Source organism: Armatimonadota bacterium (genome assembly GCA_016869025.1).
Classification (GTDB): domain Bacteria; phylum Sysuimicrobiota; class Sysuimicrobiia; order Sysuimicrobiales; family Humicultoraceae; genus VGFA01.
Genome location: VGFA01000006.1, coordinates 1 through 13,633, shown reverse-complemented (window position 1 = coordinate 13,633; position 13,633 = coordinate 1). Strand labels below are relative to the sequence as shown.

Here is a 13,633-nt window from a genome sequence, read left to right as displayed (position 1 = left end):
TGCGCCTGGCCGTCTATCTTCCAGAGCCCCTCACTACTTGGGCTTCGCGGACCAGATCCAGATCGCGAGCACGATGTTGATGATCAACGGAACAAGAGCGGTCCGGGCAGTGAACAGGTTCGTCGCCCAGGCCCAGATGAGGAACACGGCGGTGATCAGCAGCGCCAGCACGAGCGCCGTTGCAAGGCCGCCGTACTTCTCGATGTCGCCGGCGATGCTCCATATGACCACGCCGAACGCGATGAAGAGGCCCGACAGAGTGAGAAGCAGGGCTGGGTCCTTGGCCTCAGCCCCGAATATGCTGGCGGCAAGGGACGGAGAGAGGGTAGCAAGACCGAGAAGGAAGCAATAGATGGCGTCCAGCTGTACGGGCAATCGGAGCTTTTCCACACTCACCACCTCCTCCTAGTAGCTCACCGTGGCCGTTCTCCACCTGCTGGCATTATCCTGCATTGACAGTCCCCGTAGGTGCCCTGGGGCCTGCTGAAGAACGACATACTACGGCCGCGGGCCTCTGGAGGTGCCGACCATGAAGATCACCTTCCGCGAGAACGGACCGATCATCCTTCACTCGGAGAGCGAGTTATCCGTAAGGCGGGGAGGAGTCGAGGAGAAGAGATCCGGCCCGGTTACGCTCTGCCGGTGCGGCCAGTCGAGCAACAAGCCCTTCTGCGACGGCGCGCACCGAAGAACAGGGTTCGTGGCCGAAGCCGCGGAGCTCGACGTGGTGCCCCCAGCGGGATTCGAACCCGCGTTACCGGCTTGAAAGGCCGACGTCCTGGACCCGGCTAGACGATGGGGGCTGATCGGTCTCCAGCAGTATAGCAGTATAGCACGCGCGCGCTAGCCCTTCGCGAACCGCTCCAGAAAGGCGGCCACCGAGCGCTCGAACAGCCGCATACCCTCAACCGTAGCGTACTCGTTGGGGCTGTGCGCGCGGCCGCCGTGACCCAACCCTCCCATTACGAACGGCATCCCAAGAACATCAGAGAACAGATACATCGGCGCGCTGCCGGCGATGCGCGGCCAGGTGTACGGCGTGACCCCCTGGTCGCGTATCGCGCCTTCCAGGGCCTGCACAACAGGACTGCGCCACGACGTCTGGGCCCAGGGGTAGGCCTGCCACAGATCAATCTCGACATCCGTGTAGCCCAGGCCGTCCAGGTGGCCGCGCAGCCGCTCCAGCGTGCTGCCGATCTCCATGCGGGGGACCAGGCGGACATCCACGCGCGCCCGGGCCTCGTGCGGCAGCACCGTCTTGGATCCCGGGCCGACCCAGCCCGAGACCATGCCGTCTATGTTGAGTGTTGGAAGCGACAGGTAGTTGCGCAAGAGCGTCTCGCCGTGGCCCTCGAGCTTGAACCGGCGCACGTCGTTCTGCGACAGGATCTCCCGCTCGTCGAAGACCTCCGTCAGGTGCTCCAGGAGGCGCTCCTCGTCCGCGCCCAGCGGGATCACGTCGTCATAGAAGCCCTCAACCAGGATCTGCTCGTCGCGTCCCATCATCGAGGCCAGCGCCTGCACCAGCCGCCAGGTGGGGCTGCCGATCCACACGGCGTTGCTGCCGTGGATCATGCGCGACTGCGGCCCGCCCCAATCACCGCCGCGGCAGACGAGCTCCAGGAACGCGATCCCCTTCACCCCCAGGTAGATCGCGGGGATCCCCCGCGCGTCCTGACCGTAGAACGCGAAGTAGGCGGCGTCGGCGCGCAGCTGCTCGCGGTGCGACTCCACGAACGCGCCGAGGTTGCGGCTGCCCAGTTCCTCCTCGCCCTCCACCATGAAGACGACGTTGACCGGCGGGTCCTGACCCAGCGCGCGGTAGGAGTGCAATACGTTGAGAAAGCCGGCCATCGGCCCCTTCGAGTTGAAGACGCCGCGCGACACCATCGAGGGCCCGCGTCCCGGAAGGTCCACCACCTCGCCGGCAAACGGCGGCACGGTCCACGCCTCGCCCTCGACCGGCTGCACGTCGTACATGCCGTAGAAGAGAAGCGTACGGGGCGCTCCCGCCTCCAGGCGGCCGGCAACCACCGGGTGTCCCGCGGTAGGCACGATCTCGGCCTGCCCGCCGATCTCGCGGATCGTCTCCGCGACGAGATCGGCCATCGCGGCGATGCCGGTGCCGTCGGCGCTGATGCTCGGTTGCCGGATGAATGTGCGCGTGCGCTCCAGGTGCTCCTGCTGGTGGGCATCGAGGTATGCCATGATATCGGTCGTTGACACAGTCCGGTCCCCCCTTCAGAAAGGTCCGCGCACCGCGCCGCCGTCCACCTGAAACGTGCCGCCGGTGATGAAGCTGGCCCGCTCGGACGCCAGGAAGACTGCCAGGTTCGCGAACTCGGCGGGCTCACCCAACCGGCCGAGCGGTATCTGGGAGATCCAGAGGCGCTGCATCGCGGCGTCGTGGGACACGCCCTCGCGTTCCGCGTACTGCCGCGTGAGCGCCACGAGCCGGTCGGTGGCAATCGGCCCAGGGCAGATCGTGTTCACAAGGATGTTGTGAGGAGCCAGCTCGATCGCCTGGGTCTTGGCGAGGCCCACGACTGCCATGCGCACCGCGTTCGAGAGGCCCAGGTTGGGCACGGGCTGCTTGACCGCGAACGAGGCGACGTGCAGGATCCGCCCCCAACGGTGTGCCTGCATCGAGGGAATGACCTCCCGGGAGAGCCGAACCGCGGAGAACAGGAGCGACTGGACCGCCGCCTCCCACTGCCCGTCCGCCAGCGAGGACACCGGTCCGGAGGGCGGGCCGCCGCTGTTCGTCACCAGGATGTCCACGCGCCCCCACCGCTCCAGCACCTGCGCCGCAAACCGCGCGATGTCTGCCTCGCGGCTCACATCCGCGACCACCGGAACCGCCTGGCCTCCGGCGTCGGCAACCTGTGTGTTGGAGTTGATGGCCTCGGCCGCGGCAAAGATCGCGCCTTCCGAGCGCGAGCAGATCGCAACCGCCGTGCCCTCAGCGGCCAGGCCCTCGGCGATTGCCCGGCCCAGCCCCCCGCTGGCGCCGGCCACGATCGCCACCTTCCCTCGAAGCCCCAGATCCATCCCTGCCTCCTCCTGCCTGCGTCACCCAGATCACGCTGGATCGAAACGCGGCAAGTCGTGACTTGGCGACGGGGACGTGGGTCTCCTTCCCGCCATCGAGCAGGGCGCTGTGCACGTGGCGCGACCACGGCACCAACGCCCGTACCCGGCGCAGGTTGACCAGGTACGCCCGGTGGGTTCTCATGAATCCGTACTGCGTCAGCATCCGCTGAAGCCGGAACAGGGAGACCCGCACAACGCGCACGCCGGCATCGGTGTGGATCAGGCTGGCACCATCCCGCGCCTCAACATACTGGATGTCCTCGGGCGACACCGCTACGTGGTGTTCGTCCGCGGGTACGAAGACACGCGGCACGGACGGAACAGGATCCGTCCGAGGGCGGTGCGCGAGGCGCGCGCGGACCCGGCGCACCGCCTCATCCACGCGCGCAGAGGAAAGCGGCTTCAGCAGGTAGTCGGCGGCGCCCAGATCGAAGGCAGCAGCGGCGTAATCGGCATATCCGGTCGTGAAGACGACCTCTGGCCCGCCCCTGGTCCGCATCAGCCGGCCGACCTCGATGCCGTCCGGCCCGGGCATGCGCACATCCAGACAGAGGAGGTCGGGGCTCATCGCGGCGACCGCCTCGAGCGCGGCGCTGCCCGACTCGCACTCACGGACGGTCTGTACGCCGGCATCGAAGAGCAGCGCGCGCAGGTGCGCCCTGGCGCCTGCCTCGTCATCGGCGATGACCGCGCGCAGGCCGCCGGTGATGGTCACGGCCGGATGAACACCGCGGGTATGCTGATCGCTGCAATGGTCCCGGCTCCCTCCCGGCCGATAAGCCGCAATCTGGCCGAGGAACCGCACAACGCGACCAGCCGCATCCGGACCCCGGCCAATCCCCATCCGGCGCCGCCGCTGGAAACCAGCGGGCGCCGCACCCCAGGGCCATCGTCCGACACCACCAGATGGAGAACGTTCCCGGTCACACGCGCGGAGATGCGGACACGGCCTCCCTGCGGACGTCTGGCAATCCCGTGGCGGACGGCGTTCTCCGCCAGCGGTTGCAGCACCAGGGAGGGGATCTGCGCGGTCAGCGCTTGTGGAGTGCATGCCACCTCGAGGCGGAGCCGGCCACCCAGCCGGGCCCGCTCGATTCCGATCACAACTAGCACGGCGCGCAGTTCGTCCGCCAGCGAGACCAGGGGCGGGCGGGGGGCGACCTGGTGGCGCAGGTGGTCCGCCAGGTACGCCAGCAGGTCCTCGGCCGCTTCTGGGCGCCGACGCAGGAAGGAGCCGACCTGGCTGAGCGCGTTGGACAGCATATGCGCCCAAGCGCTGGCATGAAGCGCGGGGAAGATGCGCAGGACGCGGTCCGGGTTGGGACACCGGCGCTGGCCGGCCATCGGACTCCTGCCCTCCAGTAGCGCGCCGCGGTTGGGACACGCCATGGGGGTGCCCCTGCGCATGTGTGCGGTCCGGTGCGGGGACCCGCCGCCCGCGCAATCAGCCCGCCCCGACCGTGACCGGCGGAGGGAGCGGGGAGATGGGAGCGGAGGCAGCGTTATCGTTCGGGGTGGATGCGGCGGCCTCCTGCCTCCTCCCCTCTCCCAGGGCGGGCGCCGCACGGCGCGAACAAGTGACCGGGTCGCCGGTGAGGAAACGCCGCATGCGGGCCAGCCCTCGCGCCTGGATTTCCGCCACCCGTGTGATCGAGATCGAGAGGTGCACTGCCACGGCGCGCAGCGGCAGCCCTCGCACCATGCGCAGCACCAGCACCTGACGGTCGCGCGGCGGAAGCGCTGCCAGGCCCAGCCACACCTGCCGCCTGAGATCGGCCTCCACCGCGGCGGCCTCTGGGTCTCGCTCCCCTTCGTCGGGCACCGTCATGGCTTCGTCCAGCGCCAGGAACTGGATCCGGCGGCCGGGCTCGCCATTCTGGAGGCGCCGGTATGCGCGCGGCAGCGGGTCGCGCTTGCGCAGTCCGTCCAGAATCGCGCCGCGGATCCGGTGGCCGGCGTAGGTCGTGAAGCCGACGCGGCGCTGCGGATCGTACCGCCTCAGCGCATCCATGAGGCCGAGCACGCCGTCATTGATCAGGTCGTCCACCTCCACGGTCGGAGGCAACCTGCGTCCCATCGCCCTGGCGATCGTTGCAACCAGAGGAAGGTGCGGCTCCACGGCTGCGGATCTCAATGCGGGTCGCTCCATGGCTCCTCCCGGCGATTGGGCGTGCGATCCCTCCGCCATGACGATGCCATGGTGGTTTCCGAGAGGGACCGGTGGAGCGTCAACTGGGGCCATATCCGGGCCGGAAGGTTCCCGGAGGGGCGCAAGAGGGGTTGGGGATTCCAGGCGGTAACATAGATGCACAGACGCGTTTGCGCTGGCGTGTTTGCGCTGCCGTATCAAAGATGCGCAGGCGCGTCCGCGCTATGGTTGTAACGAGACAAAGGGGGTGGCGCGTGCACACCGAGGCCGGCGGGATCAGGATGGGCTACGACATGGAGGGCAACGGGACGCCGCTTGTGCTGCTCCATGGGTTCCCGCTGAACCGCGCGATGTGGCGTGTTCAGGTAGCCGGGCTGCGCGACCGGTTCACGGTGATAGCGCCCGACTTTCGGGGATTCGGCGACTCGGAGATCCCAAGGAATCCCATGAGCATGGACGCCTACGCCCAGGATGTGCTCGCGCTGCTGGACGCGCTGGGCTGCCCGCGGTTCGCGCTGGGTGGCCTTTCCATGGGAGGATACGTGGCCTTCCGGGTGATGGCCCTCGCCCCGCACCGCGTCTGCGCCCTCCTGATCGCGGACTCACGCGCAGAGCCGGACACCGAGGAGGGCCGCCAGCGCCGCCGCGCGGCCATCGCGCGCATCGAGAACGAGGGCCCTGCGGGTTACCTGGAGGATTTCGCCGGGCAGTTGGTCGGTCCCACCACAAGGTCGCAGCGGCCCGGGGTTGTCCAGGCCATTTTGGAGATCATCGGGACCCCGCCGGCTCGCAGTCTCACCACGGCGCTGTCCGCGATGGCGTCGCGGCCGGACAGCAGGCCGCTGCTGGGCGACGTCAATGTGCCGGCCCTCGTGATTGTGGGCGAGGAGGACACGCTGACTCCGCCGGAGGCGGCCGAGGCAATGGCCGCGGTGTTGCCGGACGCCCGCCTCGTCCGGATTCCCGCGGCCGGGCACATGTCAAACCTGGAGGCCCCGGAGGCGTTTACGCGCGCGGTCCGCGAGTTCCTGACGGCCGAGTTCCCAACGGCCGGGTAGTCATCAGCCGCGCGCTTCGAGGGGCACGTAGGCGCGCGCGCTCGGTCCAGTGTAACGAGCCAGCGGCCGAATCAGACGGTTGTCCGCGTACTGCTCCAGCGCGTGCGCGGTCCATCCCGCGATGCGGCTCACCGCGAAGGTCGCGGTGTAGAGGTCCATGGGGATTCCCAATGCGCGGTAGACCGACGCGGAATAGAGATCCACGTTGGGGAAGATGTGGCGCCGTGAGGTCGTGACCTCTTCCACCCCTCGCGTCAGGCGGTACCACAGGGGGTCACCGCTTTGCTCTCCCAGTTGCTCCGACATCTTGCGGAGGAACCGTGCGCGCGGATCCTCGGTGCGGTAGACCCGGTGACCGAATCCCGGGATCTTCTTCTTCGCCTCCAGCATCTCGAGCAGGACCGGCTCGACCCTGTCCGGGCTGCCGATCCGCTCGAGCAGGCGCATGACGTCCTCGTTGGCTCCGCCGTGAAGTGATCCCTTGAGCGTCCCAATCGCGGAGACGATCGTCGAGTGGAGGTCCGACAGCGTAGCGGCGGTAACGCGCGCGGCAAAGGTGCTGGCGTTGAACTCGTGGTCGGCGTGCAGGATGAGCGCCACATCGAGGGCGCGCTCCGCCTGGAGGTCGGGCGTCTTCCCGCCCATCATGTAGAGGTAGTTGCCGGCGTGGCTGAGCCCGGCCCGCGGCGGTAGCGGATCGCCGCCGGTGCGCATGCGGTGGAACGCGGCGATCACGGCCGGAACCTGCGCTGTCAGGCGAACCGCCTTGCGCGCATTGGCCTCGGGCGAGCCCTCGCCCGCCTCTGGATCGTAGTGTCCCAGCACCGACACCATGGTCCGCAGCACGGCCATCGGTTGCGCGCCCGCGGGGATCTCCCTGAGCAGGTCCAACGCAGGCCCTGGGATGGAGCCGGCCCGCAGCAGCCCGGACCTCAGAGCGTCGAGCGCACCACGCGTGGGTAGCTCGCCGTGCCAGAGGAGGTAGGCCACTTCCTCGAACGTGGCGTGTTCTGCCAGGTCGGCGGCATCGTAACCGCGGTACACCAGGCGCCCGCGCTCCCCGTCAACCAGGCAGATTGCAGAGTCCCCTGCGACGACGCCTTCCAGGCCTTCCTGCGCCTGCATGCTGCTAACCCCTGACACGCGTACGCCCCCCTTGGTCGCTCTCTGAGGAAGGACGCAAGGGGGCGCGCGGTTATTCCCTACCGTGCCCGGGGCAGGTGGCCATCAGGACCCGCCGGTGCCCGCGTGCTTCCGGTCGAGATCCCGGAACCGGCCATGCTCCTTGTGGAAGAACATCTCGACGTTCCCCACGGGCCCGTTACGGTGCTTGGCAACCCGGATCTCGGCTACGTGTTGCTTGCCGTCCGCCCGCGCCTTGGCCTCGTCGTAGTACTCCTCGCGGTATATGAAGAGCACCAGGTCTGCCACCTGTTCGAGCTCGCCACTGTTGTGCACAACCAGACCGTCCGCAATGAAGTTGTGTGTACCCGGCATGACGAGGTCGTATACGGGCGCCTTGCCCAGTGGCGTGATGCTCGCGACCCGATCCCACAGTACGTCCCCGGTCGCCATCTGGTAGATGCCCGGTGCCCGGAGTCTGCGCGCTAGAAGGGCGGCTAAGGGCAGGCGATCAACCTGGGGCTTCGCGCGACGATGGAGTAACTCGGCGCCGCACTGTTCGACTAACGCCGCCTTCCTCCCCTCGATGCCGACTAGTGTCAGTTCCGCCGGCCGTGCACCGAAGAGCGGAAGACTCCGGGCAGCGGCGATCGTTGATCCTTGGCACAACTCTCCCACCGGCTTCCAGCCCTCAGGGGTCAGCACAGGGTGGTTTGCCGTCGCCTTCAGGCGCCGGCCCGTGCTCGTCCGCACCTCGAAGACCTCGTTCTCGCCCTTCTCCATAACGGCTGCGGGCTGAACCGGAACCAGGCGCATCGTGGAGTTCAGCGAGAGCAGCCGTGGCCATGATTCCTGCCGGGCCAGTTCGCCGACCGTCAAGCGGCAGCCGGTATCGGCGTCCCACACGACCGTGTCGGCGGTCACACACTCCCTCAGGTGTGAAAGCTGGGGCAGGCGGCTGCCCGTCGCCTCCACCACCCGGGAAAGCTGCGAGATCCCGATCACCGGGAGGTTAAGCTCCTTGGCCAGCGACTTGATCGCGCGGGCGATCTCCGAGACCTCCTGGGTCCGGTTCTCGGCCCGCTTGTAGGATTGCATCATCTGAATGTAGTCAATGATGATCAATCCAAGCCCGTGCTCGGCCTTCAGCTTGCGGGCCTTGGCCCGCATCTCGATCGCCGATAGCGCGGACGAGTCGTCTATGAAGATCGGCGCCTCACTCAGCTTTCCCATTGCGGTGGCCAGGCGCGGCCAGTCGGCGTCGCTCAGGTGGCCGCTGCGTAGCCGGGAGGAGTCTACCTGCGCCTCGCTGCAGAGCATCCGCTGAACGAGCTGCTCCTTGTTTGTTTCCAGACTGAAGATCGCCACCGGCACCTGGTGTTGGACCGCCGCGTGCTGGGCGATGTTGAGGGCAAGGGTGGTGTTGTGCACGCAGACGTCGTTGGCGACGAAGTTGTGGGTTTCCGGCACGGTCAGGTCGTAGACCTGGAAGAGCCCGGCCTCCTCGATCGAAACGACCTCTTCCCACATCACGTCAATCTCGTCGAGCAGCGAACGCTGGGCGTTACGGGCCCACCGCCGCAACCGCTCCCAACCGAAGATGCCCACTTCCCGTACCAGGGCGAGCGTGGCGCCGATGCCCAGATTGAGCGTGCCGTCGCGGCGCGCGGCGGGTACGCCGAAGCGCAGGAGGAGGTGCTGGACGCCGCGCGCCATGCGTGCGGATGGGAATGTCGCCTGCACCTGGTAGCCGTGGGGCTGCTCGCCGACCTCGGCCAGGGCACCCATCAGCCGGTTGAGGAACAGCGCCAGTTTCTCGCGGCGCAGCGTGAACACCGCCCCCGGCAGCGCCCGGAGATGCGGCGCCTGTCCCATCTCGGGGTATCGCCAGAACAGGTCGGCCACAGCGGCCCCGCCCTCGCTGCCCCCGCTGATGCCGGACTGCGCCACTCGCCGGCCACGCGCCCCGGCCAGGATCGCCGCGGCGGCGTCGGAGAAGTCCTCCGCAATCTGCGGGCGGGCCGGAAGCCGCCCGCTGCAGAGGTAGGCCAGCAGCTTGACCTCGTGGTCAGGCAGGTCTGACCGTCCATAAACTGGCAGCCGGCGCGGGACGGCAATCAGCGCCCCCGGTGCAAGCGCGGCCAGGGGTTCCCAGCCGGACGGAGTCAGAAAGGGATGCGTCAGCGTGGTCTCGACCGATCGGCCCCCGCTTGTCGTGACCCGGAAGACAGGCTTCACCCCGTCGTCCACGAACAGACTGGGGGCAGCCGGGCGGAACCTGTGGTCGTGACCCAGCGTGAGCAGCGCGGCCTGCCCGGCGGCCACCATCTCCTGGATCGTCCGGACCTCTCCGGTGGACGCGTCCACAACCTCGGCATCGAACTTCAGGCACTTGCCCATTGAGGGCCTGGCGGCGATGATGATCAGGTCCGACGGCTGCAATCCCGCGGTGATCTTGTCGAGCTCGGCGAACCCGGTGGGCACTCCGGAGATCGTGCCCTTGTCCCGGTAGCGGCGGTCGATCTGCTCGAAGCTCTCGCGCAGGACCTCGGAGATCGGGAGGAAGTGCTGCCCCATTCTCCTGCTGGCGATGCCAAAGACCATCTTCTCGGCCTGGTCCAGAAGCAGCTCGACATCCTGATCTTCGCGGAACCCCATGCCGACGATCTGCGTGCCGGCGGAGATCATCTGCCGCAACATCGCCTTCTGCACAACCAGTCGTGCATAGTACTCCACATTGGCAGCGGTGGGCACGGCGTGCAGGAGAGAGGTCACGTACGCCGCTCCGCCCGCGTCGTCTAGAAGACCCAGGACGCGCAGCCGATCGGTGACGCTGATGAGGTCGGCGGGCTCGCCGCGCTCGAACAGCTCGGAGATGACCTCATAGATGCGGCGGTGCGCGTCGCGGTAGAAATCCTCCGCCCTCACCAGCTCCACGACTCGCGCGATGGCGTCGCGCTCCAACAGCATCGCGCCCAGGATGCTCTGCTCGGCTTCCAGGTTCTGCGGGGGCACCCTGTCAACGGGCGGGTTTGCGCTCACGGCGAACTCCTGAATGGGGGCCAGGCCTACCCATGATATCGAACATATGTACGGTATGTCAATCAGGCGCTGGTTTCGTTCGCGTACTGCTTCGGCCGTGCGGCTGTGCATCTCCTTTGGGATGAGCTGTGGGTAAGTGGGAAATTCCGCGGAACACGCTGGGGATAGCGCGTGGACAGAGTGTGGGCTACCCCCTACCGCGTGCCGATGACGTTTAGATCTATCTTTATCACCCTACCCGGCCGGATGCGCACCGGTACCCGGTAGAAACCCTGGACCCGGATGGGTTCCTCCAGTTCGATCTGCTTGCGGCCCACGGCGAAACCCCGCGCCGCCAGCGCCTCGGCGATCTGCTGGGACGTAACCGAGCCGAACAACTTGCCGCCCTCGCCTGCCCTGCCGCGCACCTCGAGCACCACGCCCTCCAGCCGGCTGACCAGGCCATCGGCCTCGGCCCGGTCGCGCTCTGCGCGCCGCTGCGCGGCCTGCTGCTTGTGCTCGTGGGCGCGCAGGGCCCCCTCGCTGGCAGGCACGGCCAGGCCGCGCGGTATGAGATAGTGGTGCGCGTGACCCTCCTTGACCTCGCAGGTTGCTCCGGCCTTGCCGGTCCCGGGGACGTCCTTGAGCAGGATAACCTTCATGCGTCCTCCTCCCTGGCACTCGACGAAACGCCCCAGCGCTCCCGGACCCTAAGTGCCGAGTCCAGGATCCCAAGCATCAGGGCTACAATGCCCAGCGCGGGAACCGTCATGACGATCATCACCGCGAGCACCTGCGCGAATCTACCGAATCCGAGGTTGCCTAGGATCATCCAGCCGGCCAGGATCCCCTGCAGCGTGAACGCGCTCTGCGTGGCCAGCATCAGACTCCAGCCCGCGCTCTGCAGAACGGCCGGAGCCCCAGGCCGAAGGCCCAGCGCCAACAGAAGGTAGCCAAGCGGCACGAGCCAGATTCCCGCCGTCGGGATGCGCCAGGTCCGCACCGGGGGCAATGGGTCCAGCCGGTATCCGATCCGGGCAAGCACGCGGCGGCCCACCTCGTAGTTCAGCCACGCCGCGAAGACGGCGCCGAAGACCAGCATCGCCGGCAGCACATAGGGAAGCAGGCGCGCGAACTCCCGCATCTGGGTGGAGACCGAATCAATCTGGGCCTGGGATAGGCCCAGCCGCGAGTAGAGTCTGGCCGAGGTCTCGACGCTGCGTTCCATGGTGCTGGCCATCTCTGCCATGCTCACCCTGGCCCCGCCCATCAGCCCCAGGTAGTTCAGCAGGGTCGAGACGAAGGCAACAAGCCCCCCGGTCAGCACGACCCGTGTTGCCGCCCAGCCGCGGCGGGCACCTATGCCCAGCACGATTCCCATCGGAGCGAATGAGACCAGGATGGCGAGCCCCAGCAGTGGACCGGCCAGCATCGCACCGACTAGTCCGGCTGCAACGCCCGCAACCGCCGCCACCCGCAGGCCGTGACGAATGACCAGAACCGCCAAAGGCAGCGGGCAGAGCAGGGCCGTGGCGATGCCAACAAGGGGTAGATAGTGGGTGGCGACGGCAAAGACGGCCACGAGCGCCGCAAGGATGGCGCCCTCGGTCAGGCCCTGAGTGCGCATGCGCCGCGCCGACATCACCTGGTTGTAAGCGCGCGCCGGCAGATCCTCTCCCGGCGGGCCGGCCTACTCTCCTGCGTAGGGGAGCAGCGCGAGTTCTCGCGCCCGCTTGATCGCCACCGCCAGGAGCCGCTGGTGCTTCGCACAGTTCCCAGAAATCCGCCGCGGCAAGATCTTGCCGCGGTCAGTGACGAACCGGCGAATGCGCAGGGCATCCTTGTAGTCAATCTCTTTGGCCTTTTCCGCGCAGAACGCACAACTCTTCCGCTTGGGCTTGCGTCCGCGCCATTGCTTCTTGGGTGCCTCTACCATGCAGGTGCCTCCGTGTCACAACTCTGGTGCGCGTCAGCTAGAACGGCACTTCCTGCTCGTTCTCCTCGGCGAACTCCCCGCCCTCGGCGGTTCCGGCCGAAGCACCGGTCGCCTTCCGGTCGAGGAACCGTACCGCGTCTGCCACAACCTCGGCGACCTTCCGCTTCTGGCCGTCCTGGGTCTCGTAAGACCGGATCTGCAACCGGCCCTCGACTGCCACCAGGCGTCCCTTGCTGAGATGCTGGCTGACCTGCTCGGCGAGTTTGCGCCAGGCCACGATGTCAATGAAGTCGGTCTCGCGCTCGCCCTGCTGGTTGGCAAACGGCCGATCCACCGCCAGCGAGAACGAGGCAACCGGATGTCCGCTGGGAACGTACCGCAGTTCTGGGTCACGGGTGAGCCGACCGATCAGTACGATCCTGTTAAGCACAGCGCTCCCTCCCTGTCAGGCGGTCTAGGTACCAGGCGGCGCAGGTTGCGGCGGCTCGATCTGCAACGGCTCGGGTTGCGACGGGTCGAGTTGTGACGGGCCTCGTTGTAACGAATCTGGTTGCGCTGGCTCGGGCTGCGGGCCGGAGACAACGACCGGCACTTCGGAAGGCGCCGCCGCCGGCTGAGCAGTCTTCGGGGGCGCGATCGCTCCCACAGCGACGGTGATCGAGGTGCGTAGGATGTCCTCGATGACCTTCAGGCCGTGCCGGATCTCCGGGATACGGTCTCCGGACACCGAGAACCGTGCGAAGACATAATGGCCTTCCCGGTACCTCGCAATCGGGTAGGCCATACGGCGCTTCCCCCAGACGTCGGTGTGCTCGACCGCCGCGCCCTGCTCGATCAAGCGCTGGGTTGCCCGCTCTATGACCGAGCTCATGGCCTCGGTGTCGAGATCGGGCTTGACGATATAGACAAGATCATACTGAGGCAACGCAGCCCCTCCTCCTCTGGTCTTTCAGGCCGATGGAACCTGACCTGAAGGGCGTTCCGCCCGCAGCCCCTCTTTCGGTTGGCACCTAAGAGGGGCAGGAGGAACGCGCGGCCTGCCGCCCGTTGTCGGACGCGCCGCGCGTTCTGCAAGCGACGCCAATTGTACCATCGGCCGGGGAGAGACACAAGTACAGGGGTAGAGCGGCAGCCGTTTCGGAATTTGGAGCCGGAGAGGCCAGCGCCCTGTCGCACGTCGGGGCCGTTCAGGCGGTGTTGTGGCGGCGGCTGCCTGTCGGGGCATTTTCGGGGGACTGTGCCAGTGCGCCGGGA

15 protein-coding genes and 1 tRNA gene are annotated in these 13,633 nt (G+C 67.5%); 2 read left to right on the top strand and 14 right to left on the bottom strand.

The annotated features are described in order from the left end of the window. Window positions 1–33: 33 nt before the first annotated feature. Window positions 34–390: a hypothetical protein gene (locus FJX73_05250; GenBank protein MBM3470183.1), complete on the bottom strand. Its 357-nt coding sequence runs from the start codon at window positions 388–390 to the stop codon at window positions 34–36. 139 nt (window positions 391–529) lie between these two features. Between FJX73_05250 and FJX73_05245 the strand changes: the two genes are divergently transcribed. After that, window positions 530–766 carry a CDGSH iron-sulfur domain-containing protein gene (locus FJX73_05245; protein ID MBM3470182.1) on the top strand — a complete coding sequence of 79 codons (237 nt, stop codon included), beginning with the start codon at window positions 530–532 and terminating at the stop codon, window positions 764–766. On the opposite strand, the gene FJX73_05240 is transcribed toward FJX73_05245, so the two are convergent. The 6 genes from FJX73_05240 to FJX73_05215 form a co-directional block, all read right to left on the bottom strand. Next, a tRNA-Glu gene (locus FJX73_05240) sits at window positions 726–803 on the bottom strand. The two genes, FJX73_05245 and FJX73_05240, sit on opposite strands and share 41 nt — an antisense overlap. 40 nt (window positions 804–843) lie before the next feature. Continuing rightward, the gene (locus tag FJX73_05235) at window positions 844–2,226 is read right to left on the bottom strand and encodes a M20/M25/M40 family metallo-hydrolase (protein ID MBM3470181.1); all 1,383 of its coding nucleotides are present in this window, start codon (window positions 2,224–2,226) and stop codon (window positions 844–846) included. Between the two features lie 15 nt (window positions 2,227–2,241). Continuing rightward, window positions 2,242–3,051 carry an SDR family oxidoreductase gene (locus tag FJX73_05230; GenBank protein MBM3470180.1) on the bottom strand — a complete coding sequence of 270 codons (810 nt, stop codon included), beginning with the start codon at window positions 3,049–3,051 and terminating at the stop codon, window positions 2,242–2,244. Beyond that, window positions 2,963–4,144 (bottom strand): response regulator transcription factor, encoded by a 1,182-nt coding sequence (locus tag FJX73_05225; GenBank protein MBM3470179.1) that lies wholly within the window; start codon window positions 4,142–4,144, stop codon window positions 2,963–2,965. Before FJX73_05225 ends, FJX73_05230 begins: the two co-directional genes overlap by 89 nt. Continuing rightward, the gene (locus FJX73_05220; protein MBM3470178.1) at window positions 3,805–4,500 is read right to left on the bottom strand and encodes a hypothetical protein; all 696 of its coding nucleotides are present in this window, start codon (window positions 4,498–4,500) and stop codon (window positions 3,805–3,807) included. The genes FJX73_05225 and FJX73_05220 overlap by 340 nt, the downstream gene beginning before the upstream one ends. Window positions 4,501–4,537: 37 nt before the next feature. Beyond that, the gene (locus FJX73_05215; protein ID MBM3470177.1) at window positions 4,538–5,335 is read right to left on the bottom strand and encodes a sigma-70 family RNA polymerase sigma factor; all 798 of its coding nucleotides are present in this window, start codon (window positions 5,333–5,335) and stop codon (window positions 4,538–4,540) included. 110 nt (window positions 5,336–5,445) lie between these two features. Here FJX73_05215 and FJX73_05210 point away from each other — a divergent pair, with 110 nt between their 5' ends. Next, window positions 5,446–6,300 (top strand): alpha/beta hydrolase, encoded by an 855-nt coding sequence (locus FJX73_05210; GenBank protein MBM3470176.1) that lies wholly within the window; start codon window positions 5,446–5,448, stop codon window positions 6,298–6,300. Window positions 6,301–6,303: 3 nt separating this feature from the next. On the opposite strand, the gene FJX73_05205 is transcribed toward FJX73_05210, so the two are convergent. The 7 genes from FJX73_05205 to rpsF all read right to left on the bottom strand — a co-directional run bounded on the left by FJX73_05205 (window position 6,304) and on the right by rpsF (window position 13,304). Continuing rightward, the gene (locus FJX73_05205; protein MBM3470175.1) at window positions 6,304–7,425 is read right to left on the bottom strand and encodes a citrate synthase; all 1,122 of its coding nucleotides are present in this window, start codon (window positions 7,423–7,425) and stop codon (window positions 6,304–6,306) included. Between the two features lie 102 nt (window positions 7,426–7,527). Further along, the gene (dnaB, locus tag FJX73_05200; GenBank protein MBM3470174.1) at window positions 7,528–10,575 is read right to left on the bottom strand and encodes a replicative DNA helicase; all 3,048 of its coding nucleotides are present in this window, start codon (window positions 10,573–10,575) and stop codon (window positions 7,528–7,530) included. An 83-nt stretch (window positions 10,576–10,658) separates the two neighbouring features. Further along, the gene (locus FJX73_05195; GenBank protein MBM3470173.1) at window positions 10,659–11,105 is read right to left on the bottom strand and encodes a 50S ribosomal protein L9; all 447 of its coding nucleotides are present in this window, start codon (window positions 11,103–11,105) and stop codon (window positions 10,659–10,661) included. Next, window positions 11,102–12,085, bottom strand: a complete 984-nt coding sequence (locus FJX73_05190) for a DUF2232 domain-containing protein (protein MBM3470172.1) — start codon at window positions 12,083–12,085, stop codon at window positions 11,102–11,104. The genes FJX73_05195 and FJX73_05190 overlap by 4 nt, the downstream gene beginning before the upstream one ends. A gap of 48 nt (window positions 12,086–12,133) precedes the next feature. Continuing rightward, the gene (rpsR, locus tag FJX73_05185; GenBank protein MBM3470171.1) at window positions 12,134–12,379 is read right to left on the bottom strand and encodes a 30S ribosomal protein S18; all 246 of its coding nucleotides are present in this window, start codon (window positions 12,377–12,379) and stop codon (window positions 12,134–12,136) included. 37 nt (window positions 12,380–12,416) lie between these two features. Continuing rightward, window positions 12,417–12,809: a single-stranded DNA-binding protein gene (locus FJX73_05180; protein MBM3470170.1), complete on the bottom strand. Its 393-nt coding sequence runs from the start codon at window positions 12,807–12,809 to the stop codon at window positions 12,417–12,419. A 24-nt stretch (window positions 12,810–12,833) separates the two neighbouring features. Further along, window positions 12,834–13,304: a 30S ribosomal protein S6 gene (rpsF, locus tag FJX73_05175; GenBank protein ID MBM3470169.1), complete on the bottom strand. Its 471-nt coding sequence runs from the start codon at window positions 13,302–13,304 to the stop codon at window positions 12,834–12,836. Window positions 13,305–13,633: the final 329 nt, after the last annotated feature.

What these genes read in the sequence shown, in the direction of transcription:
- FJX73_05210 (MBM3470176.1), top strand. Translation starts at nt 5,446, where the DNA reads ATGCGCAGGCGCGTCCGCGCTATGGTTGTAACGAGACAAAGGGGGTGG.
- FJX73_05220 (MBM3470178.1), bottom strand. Translation starts at nt 4,500, where the DNA reads ATGCGCAGGGGCACCCCCATGGCGTGTCCCAACCGCGGCGCGCTACTG.
- rpsR (MBM3470171.1), bottom strand. Translation starts at nt 12,379, where the DNA reads ATGGTAGAGGCACCCAAGAAGCAATGGCGCGGACGCAAGCCCAAGCGG.
- FJX73_05215 (MBM3470177.1), bottom strand. Translation starts at nt 5,335, where the DNA reads ATGGCCCCAGTTGACGCTCCACCGGTCCCTCTCGGAAACCACCATGGC.
- FJX73_05225 (MBM3470179.1), bottom strand. Translation starts at nt 4,144, where the DNA reads ATGCACTCCACAAGCGCTGACCGCGCAGATCCCCTCCCTGGTGCTGCA.
- FJX73_05205 (MBM3470175.1), bottom strand. Translation starts at nt 7,425, where the DNA reads ATGCAGGCGCAGGAAGGCCTGGAAGGCGTCGTCGCAGGGGACTCTGCA.
- FJX73_05245 (MBM3470182.1), top strand. Translation starts at nt 530, where the DNA reads ATGAAGATCACCTTCCGCGAGAACGGACCGATCATCCTTCACTCGGAG.
- FJX73_05230 (MBM3470180.1), bottom strand. Translation starts at nt 3,051, where the DNA reads ATGGATCTGGGGCTTCGAGGGAAGGTGGCGATCGTGGCCGGCGCCAGC.
- dnaB (MBM3470174.1), bottom strand. Translation starts at nt 10,575, where the DNA reads ATGCACAGCCGCACGGCCGAAGCAGTACGCGAACGAAACCAGCGCCTG.
- FJX73_05190 (MBM3470172.1), bottom strand. Translation starts at nt 12,085, where the DNA reads ATGTCGGCGCGGCGCATGCGCACTCAGGGCCTGACCGAGGGCGCCATC.
- FJX73_05195 (MBM3470173.1), bottom strand. Translation starts at nt 11,105, where the DNA reads ATGAAGGTTATCCTGCTCAAGGACGTCCCCGGGACCGGCAAGGCCGGA.